This is a genomic window from Methylobacterium haplocladii, from assembly GCF_007992175.1.
GTDB classification, from domain to species: Bacteria; Pseudomonadota; Alphaproteobacteria; order Rhizobiales; family Beijerinckiaceae; genus Methylobacterium; species Methylobacterium haplocladii.
Map to the genome: position 1 here is coordinate 1 of NZ_BJZT01000007.1, position 13,876 is coordinate 13,876.

At 69.1% G+C, this 13,876-nt stretch carries 14 protein-coding genes and 1 pseudogene; 9 read left to right on the forward strand and 6 right to left on the reverse strand.

Features of this window, described 5'->3' with window-relative positions; translation table 11 throughout:
• Positions 1-2,107, reverse strand: a 2,107-nt coding sequence (locus tag MHA02_RS04185; RefSeq protein ID WP_147077043.1) for a phosphoenolpyruvate carboxylase, incomplete at its 3' end; no start/stop codon positions are given.
• A 224-nt stretch (positions 2,108-2,331) separates the two neighbouring features.
• On the opposite strand from MHA02_RS04185, the gene MHA02_RS04190 reads away from it, so the two are divergent.
• From MHA02_RS04190 to MHA02_RS04200, 3 genes are all read left to right on the forward strand, one after another.
• On the forward strand, positions 2,332-2,682 hold the full coding sequence (locus MHA02_RS04190; protein ID WP_147076838.1) for a hypothetical protein: 351 nt from the start codon (positions 2,332-2,334) through the stop codon (positions 2,680-2,682).
• Positions 2,682-3,512 (forward strand): hypothetical protein, encoded by an 831-nt coding sequence (locus MHA02_RS04195; RefSeq protein ID WP_170249012.1) that lies wholly within the window; start codon positions 2,682-2,684, stop codon positions 3,510-3,512. Before MHA02_RS04190 ends, MHA02_RS04195 begins: the two co-directional genes overlap by 1 nt.
• A gap of 315 nt (positions 3,513-3,827) precedes the next feature.
• The gene (locus MHA02_RS04200; RefSeq protein WP_147076842.1) at positions 3,828-4,265 is read left to right on the forward strand and encodes a cupin domain-containing protein; all 438 of its coding nucleotides are present in this window, start codon (positions 3,828-3,830) and stop codon (positions 4,263-4,265) included.
• A 53-nt stretch (positions 4,266-4,318) separates the two neighbouring features.
• Here MHA02_RS04200 and MHA02_RS04205 read toward each other — a convergent pair.
• Positions 4,319-5,245 (reverse strand): annotated as a pseudogene (locus MHA02_RS04205) (aldo/keto reductase family oxidoreductase).
• A gap of 108 nt (positions 5,246-5,353) precedes the next feature.
• Between MHA02_RS04205 and MHA02_RS04210 the strand changes: the two are divergent.
• Positions 5,354-6,256 carry a LysR family transcriptional regulator gene (locus MHA02_RS04210; protein WP_147076843.1) on the forward strand — a complete coding sequence of 301 codons (903 nt, stop codon included), beginning with the start codon at positions 5,354-5,356 and terminating at the stop codon, positions 6,254-6,256.
• A gap of 182 nt (positions 6,257-6,438) precedes the next feature.
• Here the strand turns inward: MHA02_RS04210 and phbB are convergent, their stop codons facing one another.
• Entirely contained in the window at positions 6,439-7,167 is a 729-nt protein-coding gene (gene phbB, locus MHA02_RS04220; RefSeq protein ID WP_147076845.1) for an acetoacetyl-CoA reductase, read from the reverse strand.
• Positions 7,168-7,362: 195 nt separating this feature from the next.
• A complete protein-coding gene (locus MHA02_RS04225) occupies positions 7,363-8,544 on the reverse strand; it encodes an acetyl-CoA C-acetyltransferase (protein ID WP_147076848.1) in 1,182 nt (393 codons plus the stop codon).
• A gap of 308 nt (positions 8,545-8,852) precedes the next feature.
• Between MHA02_RS04225 and phaR the strand changes: the two genes are divergently transcribed.
• Positions 8,853-9,455, forward strand: a complete 603-nt coding sequence (gene phaR / locus MHA02_RS04230; protein ID WP_147077046.1) for a polyhydroxyalkanoate synthesis repressor PhaR — start codon at positions 8,853-8,855, stop codon at positions 9,453-9,455.
• A 561-nt stretch (positions 9,456-10,016) separates the two neighbouring features.
• Here the strand turns inward: phaR and rpmF are convergent.
• Entirely contained in the window at positions 10,017-10,205 is a 189-nt protein-coding gene (rpmF, locus tag MHA02_RS04240) for a 50S ribosomal protein L32 (RefSeq protein WP_003601373.1), read from the reverse strand.
• Between the two features lie 97 nt (positions 10,206-10,302).
• A complete protein-coding gene (locus MHA02_RS04245; RefSeq protein WP_174804646.1) occupies positions 10,303-10,809 on the reverse strand; it encodes a DoxX family protein in 507 nt (168 codons plus the stop codon).
• A 174-nt stretch (positions 10,810-10,983) separates the two neighbouring features.
• On the opposite strand from MHA02_RS04245, the gene MHA02_RS04250 reads away from it, so the two are divergent.
• The 4 genes from MHA02_RS04250 to MHA02_RS04265 all read left to right on the forward strand — a co-directional run bounded on the left by MHA02_RS04250 (position 10,984) and on the right by MHA02_RS04265 (position 13,876).
• Complete coding sequence (locus MHA02_RS04250; protein WP_147076852.1) at positions 10,984-11,337, forward strand: ComEA family DNA-binding protein; 354 nt, start codon at positions 10,984-10,986, stop codon at positions 11,335-11,337.
• A gap of 145 nt (positions 11,338-11,482) precedes the next feature.
• Positions 11,483-12,109: a ribonuclease D gene (locus tag MHA02_RS04255; protein WP_147076854.1), complete on the forward strand. Its 627-nt coding sequence runs from the start codon at positions 11,483-11,485 to the stop codon at positions 12,107-12,109.
• 259 nt (positions 12,110-12,368) lie between these two features.
• Positions 12,369-13,136 carry an LPS export ABC transporter periplasmic protein LptC gene (lptC, locus tag MHA02_RS04260; RefSeq protein ID WP_147077066.1) on the forward strand — a complete coding sequence of 256 codons (768 nt, stop codon included), beginning with the start codon at positions 12,369-12,371 and terminating at the stop codon, positions 13,134-13,136.
• On the forward strand, positions 13,133-13,876 hold the full coding sequence (locus tag MHA02_RS04265; RefSeq protein ID WP_147076856.1) for an LptA/OstA family protein: 744 nt from the start codon (positions 13,133-13,135) through the stop codon (positions 13,874-13,876). Before lptC ends, MHA02_RS04265 begins: the two co-directional genes overlap by 4 nt.

Sequence of the window (13,876 nt, forward strand, 5' to 3'; positions counted from 1 at the left end):
CGGCGGGCCGCGAGCCGGTGCGGTCGATGAGGCCGGGACCGAAGGTACCCAGCAACGCGGCGTAGCCCGGATCCTCGACCAGCGCCTCCATCTCCTGCCGGGCGGCGCGGAAGAACTCGGCGGCGAAATCCGCTTCGGCATAGATCGGATCGCCACCCTCACGCTTGGCTGCCGGCGCATCGTTGATGACATAGTCGGCGAAGGCGTCGTCGTCCGTCAGTTCGTCCGCGAAGACGTGCTCGGCGATCCGAGAGACGCTGGCGCGGGCAAGTGGACCTGAGCCGAACATCAGATAGCCGTCGGAGCCCTGGAAGCTCGATTCGAGCCGCACCTTGATCCCCGCCGCCCGGTTCTTCTCGCGGGCGCCCTCGGGGGCGAGGTAGGCGAGGCGGTCGGACAGGCTGGTCGGATGCGCGCCGCGCCCGATCGACTCGCCGTGCGTGTCGAAGATCACGAGCTCGACGTCGGCGAGGTCGTTCTGCGCCATCAGCTCGGTGATGCGCAGGCGCAGGCGCTCGATCCAGAAGGTCGCGGCGAGCTGGCCGACATAGCGGCCGGAATCCGAATAGCCGAACTGCACGCAGAGCCGGCCGAGGCGCTTGAGGTGGCGGCGCCAATGCGGGTTGCGGAGCGCATCGTCGAGGACGCGGATGCCCTGTTCGAGGGCACTGGCGGTCTCGAAGAGCGGCGTGATCTCAAGCTTGTCGGCGACACCGTAATGGCGCGCGAGCCAGAGCGCGGCCAGCAGCGTGTAGCCGGTCTCGGTCTCGGCGATCAGGAAGCGGACCGGGTGCGTGCCGTCGACGTGCTTGAGGATCTGCGCGATCGTCATCATCAGCCGCGCGGCCGAGGCGCGCTCGGCGGCGAGCGCCCCGAAATCCACCGGCACCGGCTGCACGTCGTTGAGCAGGGTGTTGATCGTCGAGAGGTGCGAGCGGCGCTGCGCGGCGTCGGTGGGCTCGCCTTCGAGGTCGATCACCCGGCGCACGGCGTTGTGGATCTGGCTGGCGTTGAGCCGGAAATGTGGCAGGGCGTTCGAGAGGCCGTGCGCCGCGATGCCGGAGCGCAGCACCGCGATGGTGCGCCGGTCGGCATCCGAATCGGCCGCGCTGATCGCCGCGGTGAGGCCGGCGAGCAGCGGGCCGGAATCGACCTGCGCGCGCTCCCGTTCGATGATCAGCGCCAGGGCGAAGCGGTGCACGGCTTCAAGCGTCGGCTTGGTGCCGAGCAGCGGGGCGCCGGCGAGCTGACGCTTGACCGAGTCGAGAGCGCCCGCCGTCAGGTCCCGCGCCACGCGGGTCGCCGGCACGTCGGGCAGGTCGCGCAGGACGCGCTCGAACTGCATCCGCTTCGAGATCAGCCGGTAGCGGAGCGTGTCCCACCAGCCGATATCGGTGCGCCCGTCGGTGTCGCAGCCGACCCAGGAGGCGATGGCGAAGGGCTTCGGGACGGTCTCGGTCCAGCGGTCGGGCCAGCGCTCGCGGGCCGCGTCGAGGAGCGCGCCGTTGAAGACGTCGAGCGCACTGCGACCGTGATTGGCCGCGATGCAGGCCTGCTCGAACTCGTCGTCGAGGCTGATCTTCGGATCGGGCCGGGTCGAGAGCGAGGCAGCCTTCTCGACGAGCGCGGATCGGGCGGCCGTGTCCGTCGTCGAGGCGGCCGAGGCGATCGCGGCGGCGACGGCCTTCGGCATGCCGAAGGTCGGGTGCGCCGTGAACACCGCCGCGAAGGCGGTGCGGCCGACGAGATCGCGAAACGCCTCCAGGTCGCCCTGGCGCCGGGCGATCCCTGCCACCAGTCGCCCGGCGAGATCCGCCTCCACGCCGTCGGCTGCGTCGTCCCCGAGCCCGACATAGGCGCGCAGCCGCCCGGCCCGCTCGTCGAGGGCGTGGCGCCTGAGGCGTGCGAACAGCGCGTCGAGATCGTCCTCGCCGATCTCCTCGCGGTCGAACCGCCGGGTGATCGCCAGCGTCACCGCGAGCACGGGATTGCGAAAGGGATCCTCGGCCGCCTGGGCGCGCGACTGCGCAACCAGTTCGAGCAGCGCGATCTCCAAGTCCTCCGGAGTGGCCGGGATCGGGCGCGCGGGGGAGCGATCGTCGGGCATCGCGGTCACCGGGTCTTCGCCGAGAAAGAGGGAATCCGTGGAGCGGTCGTCGAGGGGCATCGGAAAACCTTCCGCCGTCGTCGGTGCCGCGCCCGTCACGGCCGCGGTGTTCTCATCGTCGGGCGGGCGACGCAAGGACCGTTCCTCGGCGGCCCGTCCTGCCGCCGGCGCGCGCACGTGCCGGGTGCAACCGGGAGCGAGGTGGAGTAACGCTGTCTGCGGCCATGGAAACGCTCCTGATCCTCGTCGCGATCGCGGTCGCCGGTCTCGCCCTGGCCTTTGCCGCGGCGATGTCGGCGCAGGCCCGTCGGCCGCCCCTGCGCATGCAGCGCGAGGTGGATCTCGCCGAGGGCGACGAGGACTTGCTGATCCGATCCCTGCGCCCTGCCCCGCGGAGCCCGATCGACCGCACGCGCCCCATCGTCGATGCCGAATGGAGCGATGCCGGACCGGCGGACGGTACCGTGATCGACGTGAAGACCATCGAGGCTGAGATGATCGAAGCCAAGCTGATCGACGACCCGTCGGAGATACCGGCCCGGCCCGGCAATCGACGCGGGCGCCCGGTGCGATGATGGTGCGGTCGTGTCTGAGAGGCGCGCTCGTTGCCGCGGCGCTGCTGTCGGCCGGCGTGGCCCTGGGCCAGGAGCCCGAGGCGGCCGCCCCGTCGCCCACCGCCGACGCGCCCGCCAAGTCGAAGCCGCGTCCCAAGCCGAATCCGAAGCCCAAACCCGCTCCCAAGGCCGAGACCGGCACGCCGGAACTCCGCACGGGCGCCGACGAATCACCCGTGCCGGCCGCGAGCGCGCCGGCCTCGCCGTCGCAGGGCACCTTCGCCGCGCCGCTCGTCGCCTGCGATCCGGATCAGGCGGTGCAGTATGACGGGCCGAAGGGGTTCTCGCTCTGGGTGACCCGGGCGGGCTCGGTCACCATCGACAATCCCCTGCGGCCGCTGACGCCGGACGTCACTCGGGTCCTCCAGCTCGTCATCGGCGACAAGCTCGCCACCGCCTATGGACGCGACCTCACGGCGTTGCGCCGCGGCGCCTCGCCGGCCGCGCTGGAGGGCCTGCTCGGCGGCCCGATCCGCTGGGGCGCCGCGCTCGGCAGCCTGCCGGACGGCTTCGACATCGTCTCCGACGCCGGCACGCCTCTGGCGCAGATGCGCTTCAAGGCCTGCGGCACCGCACCGGCCGCCAAGGCACCGCCCGCGCCGGTGGCCCGAAAGGACGGCAAGGCGCGGCCCTTGAAGAAGGCCACGGCCGACCAGACCGGTTCTCCGCCTCCCGCCTCCCTCGGCCGTCCCCCTGCCTCCCTCGGCGCAGCCTCGCCGGGCGCGCCGTCACCGCGGCCTGCCGTGCAGCAGCGACAATTCAATTTACCTCAGGGCGCCCTCTCCGAGTGAGACCGGTCGATCGGGATCGGTCGCCGCACCGCTCCTCGCCCGGTGGGCGAGGGGGACCGCGCGCAGCGCTGTGGAGTGGGCCGCGTTTTGACCCCGCGAGGCCGCAAACCACCACGCCGCCGCCTCCGTCCGCTGCGCGGCCATCTCCCTCGAAGATGGAGGGAGACGTGCCGCATACCGATCCCATCGACCGAAATCGGTAAGAGACCGGCGGCGGTAGCCGTCGCCTCGTCGCCGACAGGCCTGGCTGCGCGCGTTGGACGTCTCGTGCGCTATAAGGGCTGGCTCGTGCCCGAGCTGGGGGGAAGACCGCGGATGATGGACGAGCTCAGCGCCGTCGAGGTGATCACGATCCTCGGCCTGCGGCCGCATCCGGAGGGCGGCCATTATCGCGAGACGTTTCGTGATGCCCGCGAGATCGACGGCCGCTCGGTCGGCACCGCGATCTACTATCTGCTCGACGTCGGCGAGGTCTCGGCCTGGCACCGGGTCGACGCCGCCGAGATCTGGCACTGGTATGCCGGTGCGCCGCTGGTGATCACGATGAGCGGCAACGGCCACGACGCCGAGGCTCATCATCTCGGCCCGGACCTCACGCGTCGCCAGCGCCCGCAGCTCGTGGTGCCGGCCGGCCATTGGCAGACCTGCGTGAGCCTGGGGGCCTGGACCCTCGTCGGCTGCACCGTCTCGCCGGGCTTCAGCTTCGCGGGCTTCGAGATCGCCCCACCGGACTGGCGGCCTATGCCGCGCTAGAGAATCGTCCTGAACGGCCGCCGCCGGTTCTCGGAACGTCGGATGCGCACGGCTCAACCGTTCGGCGGCAGTGCCGAATCCTGGGCCTCTTTGCCCGATCCGATCGCGCCGAGCCGCGCGACCTGCTCCGGTGGGATCCGCAGCGAGGCGGCCTTCAGGTTGTCGCGCAGATGCGCCACCGACGACGTGCCGGGGATCAGCAGGATATTGGGCGCGCGCTGCAGCAGCCAGGCAAGCGCGACCTGCAGCGGCGTGGCCTCCAGCTCGGTCGCCACCTCCGACAACGTCGCGGATTGCAGCGGCGAAAACCCGCCGAGCGGGAAATACGGCACGTAAGCGATGCCGTCGGCCGCAAGGCTATCGACCAGGGCGTCGTCCGAGCGGTGGGCGAGGTTGTACTGGTTCTACACGCAGACGATCTCGGTGATCGCCCGCGCCGCCTGGACCTGACCCGCCGTCACGTGGCTCAGGCCGATGTTGCGCACGAGGCCTCGTTGCTTGAGCTCGACGAGGGTGTCCAACGGCTCTTCGATCGGGCCGTCGACCGGGTGGTGGTGGCCCGCCGACATCCGCAGGTTCACCACGTCGAGGGCGTCGAGCCCGAGGTTGCGCAGGTTGTCGTGGACGGCCGAGGTCAGTTCCGCCTTCGACAAGGCTGCCGGCCAGGATTTGTCCTCGCCCCGCCGCGCGCCGATCTTGGTGACGATGGTCAGCTCGGCCGGATAGGGGTGCAGCGCCTCGCGGATGATCCGGTTGGTGACGTGCGGGCCGTAGAAGTCCGAGGTGTCGATGTGGTCGACCCCGAGGCTCACCGCCTCGCGCAGCACGGCCAGAGCCCCGTCCTTGTCGCGCGGCGGCCCGAAGACGCCGGGTCCGGCGAGTTGCATGGCGCCGTAGCCGAGGCGGTTCAGCGTCAGCGACGTGCCCGGCAGGGTGAAGCGGCCGCCGAGATCGGTTTTGGAGTTCTGGGTCTGGGCCATGATGCGCCTCTCACATGTTTCACGGGAAACATCTGCGAGGGATATGCGCCACGGAGCATCGTGCGATAACCCGGCTCGACGCGTACGCCTTGTCCGGAAATCCGCACGATGCCCGACCCGAACCTCGCGGACCTCGATGCCTTCGTCGCGGTGGCCCGCGCCAGCAGCTTTCGTGGGGCGGCGAAGCTCCAGGGCGCCTCGGCCTCGGCCCTCAGCGACGCCCTGCGCCGGCTGGAGGCCCGGCTCGGTGCACGGCTCCTCAACCGCACGACCCGCAGCGTCACGCCGACGGAAGCCGGCGCGCGGCTCTTGGAACGCCTCGGCCCTGCGGTGCGCGAGATCGCCGACGCGCTGGCGGCCGTGAACGGCTCCGCCGACAGTCCGGCCGGGACTCTCCGGCTCAATGCGCCGACGGTGGTGGCGCGACACGTCCTGCCCGACATCGTCGCGCGCTTCCTCGCGGCCTATCCCGGGGTCAGCCTGGAGGTGGAGACCAACGACAGCTTCATCGACGTGCTGGCGGAGGGGTGCGATGCCGGCATCCGCTACGAGGAGCGCGTCGAGCGCGACATGGTCGCCGTGCCCATCGGCCCCCGTCGGCAGCGTTTCGTGCTTGCCGGCGCACCCGGCTACCTCGCCGCGCGCGGCATGCCGCGGGATCCCCGCGACCTCCTCGGCCACGCCTGCATCCGCCATCGCTTCGCCAGCCGCGTGACGGCGCAATGGGAGTTCGAGAAGGACGGAGAGACGGTCCGCATCGCAGCCTCCGGGCCGCTCGTCGCGACGACGCCGGAACTCGAAGTCCACGCGGCCCGCGCGGGCCTCGGCCTCGTCTGCACCTTCGAGGAGTATCTGTCGGTCGACCTGAAGGCCGGCACTCTCGTGCCGCTCCTGCAGGACTGGCTGCCGAGCTTTTCCGGGCCGCGGCTCTACTACGCCAGCCGCCGGCACATGCCCGCACCGCTACGAGCCTTCGTCGATTTCATCAGGGCGGATGGACGCGATGGCTGACGTCTTGGCGCGGAACCCTCTCCCCTCTGCGGGAGAGGGTGGCCTTCGCGTCGGCGAAGGTCGGGAGAGGGGAGCGCCGCTCCCGGAGAATGCAGAGCCAGCCCCTCTCCCGCCCTGCATCCGCAGGGCACCCTCCCCCGCAGAGGGGGGAGGGTTATTTGCGGCCGACGACCTCTATCGACTCAAGCGATGTACTGGCCGCCGTTGATGGTGATCGTCGAGCCGGTGACGAAGCCGGAATCCTCGGCTGCGAGATACTCGACGGCACGCGCGATCTCTTCCGCCTCGCCGAGACGTCCGACGGGGATCGTGGAGATGATCTTGTTGCGGATGTCCTCGGCCACAGCCATCACCATCTCGGTGGCGACATAGCCCGGTGCGATCACGTTGACGGTGATGCCCTTGCCCGCGCTCTCTTGGGCCAGCGCCTTGGCGAAGCCGATCACGCCGGCCTTGGCGGCGGAGTAGTTGGTCTGGCCGGCCTGGCCCTTCTGGCCGTTGATCGACGAGATCAGGATGATGCGGCCGAAATTGCGCGAGCGCATGCCCTCGATCAGCGGACGGGTGCAGGTGAACATCGAGTCGAGGTTGGTCTTGATGACCGCCTGCCACTTCTCGAAGCTCATCTTGTGGAAGGCGCCGTCGCGGGTGATGCCGGCGTTGTTCACGAGGATGTCGATCGGGCCGACCTCGGCCTCGATCTGCTTGATGCCGGCCTCGCAGGCGGCGTAATCGCCGACGTCGAACTTGAAGACCGGGATGCCGGTCTCGGCCTTGAAGGCGTTGGCGGCCTCGTCGTTGCCGCCGTAATTGGCGGCGACCTTGTAGCCCTTGGCCTGAAGACCCTTCGCGATGGCGGCGCCGATGCCGCGCGTTCCACCCGTGACGAGGGCGACGCGTTCCTGAGCCATGATTTCCTCCGTTTTTTGTTTGAATTTCGTCGAAACGCCCGGCGCGGCGCTCAAGCCCGCCGGGGGATGTCGCATTCTGCCGGCTGCCGTCACCGCCTGCACGGCATTTAAATTTCAGCGCCCTTCAAAGGCTTTTGGCTGAATTTTTCTTGAGGCGATGGGACGGGCGCTCCCGTCCCATCGCCGCGACGGCGCTCAGGGACGCTCGACGCACATCGCGACGCCCATGCCGCCGCCGATGCAGAGCGTGGCGAGGCCCTTCTTGGCGTCGCGGCGCTTCATCTCGTGCAGGAGGGTGATCAGGACGCGGGCGCCCGACGCTCCGATCGGGTGGCCGATGGCGATGGCGCCGCCGTTGACGTTCACCTTCGAGGTGTCCCAGCCCATGTCCTTGTTCACGGCGCAGGCCTGGGCGGCGAAGGCCTCGTTCGCCTCGATCAGGTCGAGCTCGGAAGCCTGCCAGCCCGCCTTTTCCAGCGCCTTGCGCGAGGCTGGGATCGGGCCTGTGCCCATCACCTTCGGGTCGACGCCGGCGGTGGCCCACGACTTGATGGTGGCGAGCGGGGTCAGGCCGCGCTTTTTCGCCTCGGAGGCCGACATCAGCACCAGGGCGGCGGCGCCGTCGTTGAGGCCCGAGGCGTTGGCGGCGGTGACGGTACCCTCCTTCGAGAAGGCGGGCTTCAGCTTGGCCATGCTCTCGAGGGTGGCGCCGTCACGGATGTACTCGTCGGTGTCGACGATGGTGTCGCCCTTGCGGCCCTTCACCGTGACGGCGACGATCTCGTCCTTGAAGCGGCCTTCCTTGCGGGCGGCCTCGGCCTTGTTCTGCGAGGCGGTGGCGAACTCGTCCTGCTGCTGGCGCGTGATCTGGAAGGCTTCCGCCACATTCTCGGCGGTGGTGCCCATGTGGTAGCCGTTGAAGGCGTCCCAGAGGCCGTCCTTGATCATGGTGTCGACGAGCTTGATGTCGCCCATCTTCTGGCCGCCGCGCAGGTACTGGGCGTGGGGCGACAGCGACATCGATTCCTGGCCGCCGGCGACGATGATCGTCGCGTCGCCATTGGCGATCTGCTGCATGCCGACGGCGACGGTGCGCAGGCCCGACCCACAGACCTGGTTGAGGCCCCAGGCGGTGGCCTTGTCCGGGATGCCGGCGCCGATGGCGGCCTGGCGGGCGGGGTTCTGGCCGGCGCCGGCGGTGAGCACCTGGCCGAAGATCACCTCGTCCACGTCGTCGGGCGAGACGCCGGCGCGCTCGAGCGCGGCCTTGATCGCGACGGCGCCGAGCTCGTGCGCCGGGGTCGAGCCGAAAGCGCCCGCGAACGAACCCACCGGGGTTCGAGCCGCTCCGACAATGACGATCTCTTCGCTGGCCATCTCGCTTGTCTCCTCACCGGGGCGCGGCTTCGCTCTTGTCGGCGTCCGCGCACTTGCCGTGCCTGACGGAAGAAAGCTCTGGCCCCGGCGATGTCAAGCAGCCTCGTGGCCGGAACGGGCATCTCACCCGGGTCAAACCCGCATCGATGCGCGAGAATGTGCGGGAAACCGGGTCAGATTGCTGTTTTCGTCGCGCTGCGAAAGCCTTAAGGTTGCCCATTGCGGATGGGCGGGCGCCGACGGGGCCGCGTTCTTGCGGGGCTTTGACGATGCGCGCCATCACGAACGCAGCGGGGAGTGCCGCGGGTATGGCGGACAACGGCAAGTCGCATCAGACCGTCATCAAGAAATACGCCAATCGCCGGCTCTATCACACCGGCACATCGACCTATGTCACGCTGGAGGATCTCGCGGGCATGGTGCAGAGCGGCGAGGATTTCGTCGTCTACGATGCCCGCTCCGGCGACGACATCACCCGTTCGGTCCTGACGCAGATCATCTTCGAGCAGGAGAACAAGGCGGGCGAGGACAATCTGCTGCCGGTGGCCTTCCTGCGCCAGCTGATCCGCTTCTACGGCGACAGCATGCGGATCATGGTGCCGAGCTTCCTGGAATTCTCGATGGCGAACTTCGCCAAGGACCAGGACGGCCTGCGCGAGAAATTCTCGCAGAGCTTCCAGAGCTTCGGGCCCGGGGTGTTCCAGCAGGCGCTGCAGGAGCAGGTGCGGGCCAACATGAGCTTCTTCGGCGACGCCATGAAGATGTTCACCGGCGGCTTCACGCCACCGGGGGCGAAGCCGGGCGCCTCGGTTCCGGCGACCACGGCCGCCCCGGCCTCGTCCGATTTCGACGATCTGAAGCGTCAGATGCTCGAGATGCAGGCCCGCCTCGACGCGCTCGCCAAGAAATAGCGCTTCGCTGGGGCCGTGCGCGGCTCCGAGCCCTCGTTCGATCGCGCTTTTTTCCGGCGAACCGGGTCCGGTTGGCCGGAGGGCACTTTGAGGCGGTAACCTTTTCGTAAGGATCGGCAAAGAAACCTTGCGATCGGCCTCGACCTTGCGCAGTTGTCTTCATACAGCGCGCGGAGGCGACGGCGATGGACCGGGTTGGGACGCAGGATGAGGGTGGGGCGGAGAATCCGTGCCGCGCTCTCGTCGTCGTCTCCCCGGGAGACGGCCGTGACGAGCCAGCCCGCCGGGCTTCTGGCGGGCGCCCGATGGCAGGCTTCCTGGCGCAACTGATCGTCGATACGAATCCGGCACTGCGGGTCGCGCGCTCGGAGCGGACGCGGACGGCCGTTGCGCTCTACGCACGGGTGGCAGGTGTCACTCGCGGGAGGCAGCGCGCCTGACGCGCCCGCCCCCGATTAGAATCTTACGTCAGTTAGCTGTCGGAGCGATCCGCCGCATGAGCGGCGCATCGTCGTTGCCCTTGCCGATCGCCGATAGTGTCGATGCCGGCGGCCTTAGCTATCAGGCCTCGGCCGACTTCACCTTGAGCACCTGACGGCCGCGATACATGCCGGTCTTCAGGTCGATGTGGTGCGGACGGCGCAGCTCGCCCGAATCCTTGTCCTCGACATAGGTCGGCGCCTTGAGGGCGTCGGCCGAGCGGCGCATGCCGCGCCGGGAGGGGGAGGTCTTGCGCTTCGGAACGGCCATCGGGGTCTTCTCAAGGCAAAAGCGGTGCTCTGACGGGCCGCCTTCGTCGAGGCAGACCGCCGGCACCGCGAATGGGACATCGGGTTCGAGGCGGGGCTTATACCCGCGCCGGTTCCGACTGGCTAGATGGGTTCGCGCGCCGCCGAATGCTGGATTCCGAGCCGGTCATGCGCTGCAGGAGATGGTCGAGCGAGACGGGACCGGGGCCGGCGACCCCGAGCCAGCCGAACAGCGCCATGTAGGCGACTTCCTCGAAACCGAGCAGCGTCTCCAGGGAATCGGCCTGATCGAGCTTGGCCGCGATGGTGGCGACGACCATCACGACGACCAGCATGGGCGCAGCGATCCGGGTGAACAGGCCGAGCAGCAGCAGAAGCCCGCCGACGAATTCCACGCCCGACACGAACGGCGTCATGACCTCCGGATACGGGATGCCCCATTCCGAGAAGTTCTGGATCATCTGCGGCAGGTTGTGGAGCTTGGTCCAACCGCTCCAGAGAAACACCCAGCCGACCACGATCCGCGCCGCGAGCGGCCCGAGGAAGAGCAGCGGCCGCGACAGCCGCTCCGGACTGTCGATGAAAGTTCGGACGATCGCGTTCACGGGGCTCTCCAGTCGCAAGGGGACGAGCCGGGCGGGCTCCGTGAGCCTATACGGACGCCGTCGGCGATCCGTTACGGCGCGCGATCGGATTTCCGCCGTTCAATCGCGGTTCAAGCACCGCCGTGCAGAACGCTGCGGCACGGCGATCACGATCCGCCGTCGGGAGACCCGTCCATGATGTCCATGTCCCTGCGCGCGCTGGCCCTTCTCGCCTGCCTTGCCGCCACACCCGTCCTCGCCCAGTCGGCGAGCCCCGCCACGCCCCCGATGAAGGCCTCCCCGTCCGCGGCACCCGCCGCCGCGCCGGCCAAGGATGCGGCCAAGGATTCCGCAAAGACCCCGCTGCTCGACCTGAACAGCGCCACCGCCGAAGAACTGAGCAAGCTCAAGGGCATCGGCGACGTCCGCTCCGCGGCGATCGTCAAGGGCCGCCCCTACAAGGGCAAGGACGAGCTGGTGCAGAAGAAGATCATCCCCGAGGGCGTCTATGCGGGGATCAAGGACCAGATCATCGCCAAGCAGAAGTAGTTTCTTGGGTTTTTCGCGCGGGGTTCGGTCCCCGCGCGCTTCCGCAAGGCTGCGCGACCGCGCACCCTTGTCCGCCCGATCCCGGCGGTGCTAGGCGCGGAAGACGCGCGGTCTTCGCGCACCAGCGCGAAACCATCGAAGTAGAATGCCAGCCCAACCGATCATCCGCCTGCACCGCGGCGACCTGCCTGCCGATTTCGAGCCCGGCAGCGCCATCGCCATCGACACCGAGACGCTCGGGCTCAACCCGCACCGGGACCGGCTCTGCGTCGTGCAGATCTCGCGCGGCGACGGGAATGCCGAAGTGGTGCAGATCCCCCTCGGCGGTCCGGATCCCACGAACCTCAAACGCGTCCTGGGCGATCCGAGCATCCAAAAAATCTTCCACTTCGCGCGGTTCGATCTCGCGGTGCTGTTTCGCGCGCTCGGCGTGATGCCGGGGCCGGTCTACTGCACCAAGATCGCCTCGAAGCTCGCCCGGACCTACACCGACCGGCACGGGCTCAAGGACGTGGTCCGCGAACTCGTCGGCGTCGATCTCTCGAAGCAGCAGCAATCCTCGGATTGGGGCGCCGAGACGCTGAGCCAGGCCCAGCTCGACTATGCGGCCTCCGACGTGCTGCATCTGCACGCCGCCCGCGACCGTCTGAACACGATGCTCGCCCGCGAGGGCCGCACCGACCTCGCCCAGGCCTGTTTCGACTTCCTGCCCACACGCGCGAAGCTGGACCTCGCCGGCTGGGCGGAGGCCGATATTTTCGCGCATACCTGACCCTGATGGGCCGTCCGCTGCATCGGCGGCGGCGCGCAGTCGTGCTTGCCAGAGCACGATGGCCTTGTTCGTGAGATCTTCGCCTTAAAGCCACACGGCCCGCCCATGTGCCGGCGCGCACCCGCCCGCGATTGATCATTCTTCGAAGTCGAGGCCATAACTTCGCCACCGCCCGTGGGCATGGCGGTTGCAGTGCCATGCCCCGACCGTCGGTGTGGGAGAGGACGCACTCGCGGACTTGAAGCCTCTCAGGAAGCCGATGCAGGTGGCCGACACCATCGAGACGTTCGCGGGCGCCGCCAACGAGAATGCGCGCCGCACGCGGGCGCATGGCCGCGCCGTGCGTCACTCCGCGCGGGTGCGGGTGCTGCGCCGGATCATCCCGGTCACGGCGGGAATCGCCGTGCTCGGCATCGCGGGCGTCGTACTCTGGAGCCCGTTCGCCGGCAGCATCCCCAGTGTCAGCATCGGCCCGGTCAGCGTCTCGGGCACCAAGGTGACCATGGAGAACCCGAAGCTCTCGGGCTTCAAGAAGGGCGAGCGCGGCTACGAGGTCACGGCCGATTCGGCGCTGCAGGACGTGCGCAAGCCGGCGCTGATCGAGCTTCAGGCCATGAAGGGCCATATCGCCACCGACGACAAGGGCGGCCTCGCCCATCTTGAGGCGAAGGGCGGCCTGTTCGATTCGAGCAAGGAATCGCTCACCCTCCACGACAACATCCGCCTCTGGACCGACAAGGGCGAGGAAGCCCGGCTCCAGTCGGCCTCCGTCGATTTCAAGGCCGGCTCGGTGAAGTCGTCCGAGACGGTAACGGTCACGGTGCCGAACGGCTCGGTCACCGCCGACAGCCTCGACGTGGTCGAGAGCGGCAAGGTGATCTCCTTCATCGGCAACGTCCACGCCCAGTTCCAGGGGACCGGCAAGGGGACGGACAAGACGAAGGCTCCCGCGGGCGGCGAGGCGTCCGAGCGCGTCCGCACCTCTGCGGCGGAGGCGCCGAAGGATGGCGCGGAGGTCCGGCCATGAGCGTGCGTGTGCTGGCCCTCATCCTGGCCCTCGGGCTGGCATTCGCCCCTGCGGCTCCGGTCGCCTTCGCGAAGGACGCCAAGGACAAGTCCGAATCGCCTCTCGGGGCCCTCGGCGGCAGCGGCAAGGAGCCGATCAAGATCGACGCCGACCGCCTCGACGTGTTCGACAAGGAGAACAAGGCGATCTTCGCCGGCAACGTCGTGGCGGTGCAGGGCGACGCCACCATCCGCTGCTCGGCGCTTACCGTGTTCTACAAGCGCGGCAAGGACAAGGACGCCAAGAAGACCGACAAGCCGGACGACAAGGGCGACGACGAGGCGGCCGGCAAGAGCCAGGCCGAGATGGCCGAGAACGGCATCCGCAAGGTCGATTGCGCCGGCCCGGTCACCGTCGTGCAGAAGGACCAGGTCGCCACCGGCGACAACGCCACCTTCGATCAGGTCGCCCGCCGCATCGTTCTGACCGGCAACGTCGTGCTGAGCCAGTGCCGCAACGTTACCCGCGGCTCGCGCCTCGTCTACGACATGGATTCCGGCCGCGCGAACATGGATCCCGGCAGCAACGGCCGCGTCTCGGCGATGTTCGTGCCCGGCGAAAAGGCCGATGCCGCCGGCGGCAAGGGTGCCTCCAAGGGTTGCGCGCAGCCGCCGGCTGTCGCTGGCAAGCCGAAGCCGGCGGAGGCCGCGGCACCGCCGCCCGAAAAGCCATCCGGCAAGACGCGGGCGCAGGCGAACTGA

Bases quoted from the DNA above. Each gene is read 5' to 3' on its own strand.
- lptC (WP_147077066.1), top strand. From the start codon at position 12,369: ATGCAGGTGGCCGACACCATCGAGACGTTCGCGGGCGCCGCCAACGAG.
- MHA02_RS04250 (WP_147076852.1), top strand. From the start codon at position 10,984: ATGATGTCCATGTCCCTGCGCGCGCTGGCCCTTCTCGCCTGCCTTGCC.
- rpmF (WP_003601373.1), bottom strand. From the start codon at position 10,205: ATGGCCGTTCCGAAGCGCAAGACCTCCCCCTCCCGGCGCGGCATGCGC.
- MHA02_RS04210 (WP_147076843.1), top strand. From the start codon at position 5,354: ATGCCCGACCCGAACCTCGCGGACCTCGATGCCTTCGTCGCGGTGGCC.
- MHA02_RS04195 (WP_170249012.1), top strand. From the start codon at position 2,682: ATGGTGCGGTCGTGTCTGAGAGGCGCGCTCGTTGCCGCGGCGCTGCTG.
- MHA02_RS04255 (WP_147076854.1), top strand. From the start codon at position 11,483: ATGCCAGCCCAACCGATCATCCGCCTGCACCGCGGCGACCTGCCTGCC.
- phaR (WP_147077046.1), top strand. From the start codon at position 8,853: ATGGCGGACAACGGCAAGTCGCATCAGACCGTCATCAAGAAATACGCC.
- MHA02_RS04265 (WP_147076856.1), top strand. From the start codon at position 13,133: ATGAGCGTGCGTGTGCTGGCCCTCATCCTGGCCCTCGGGCTGGCATTC.
- MHA02_RS04190 (WP_147076838.1), top strand. From the start codon at position 2,332: ATGGAAACGCTCCTGATCCTCGTCGCGATCGCGGTCGCCGGTCTCGCC.
- phbB (WP_147076845.1), bottom strand. From the start codon at position 7,167: ATGGCTCAGGAACGCGTCGCCCTCGTCACGGGTGGAACGCGCGGCATC.
- MHA02_RS04225 (WP_147076848.1), bottom strand. From the start codon at position 8,544: ATGGCCAGCGAAGAGATCGTCATTGTCGGAGCGGCTCGAACCCCGGTG.
- MHA02_RS04200 (WP_147076842.1), top strand. From the start codon at position 3,828: ATGATGGACGAGCTCAGCGCCGTCGAGGTGATCACGATCCTCGGCCTG.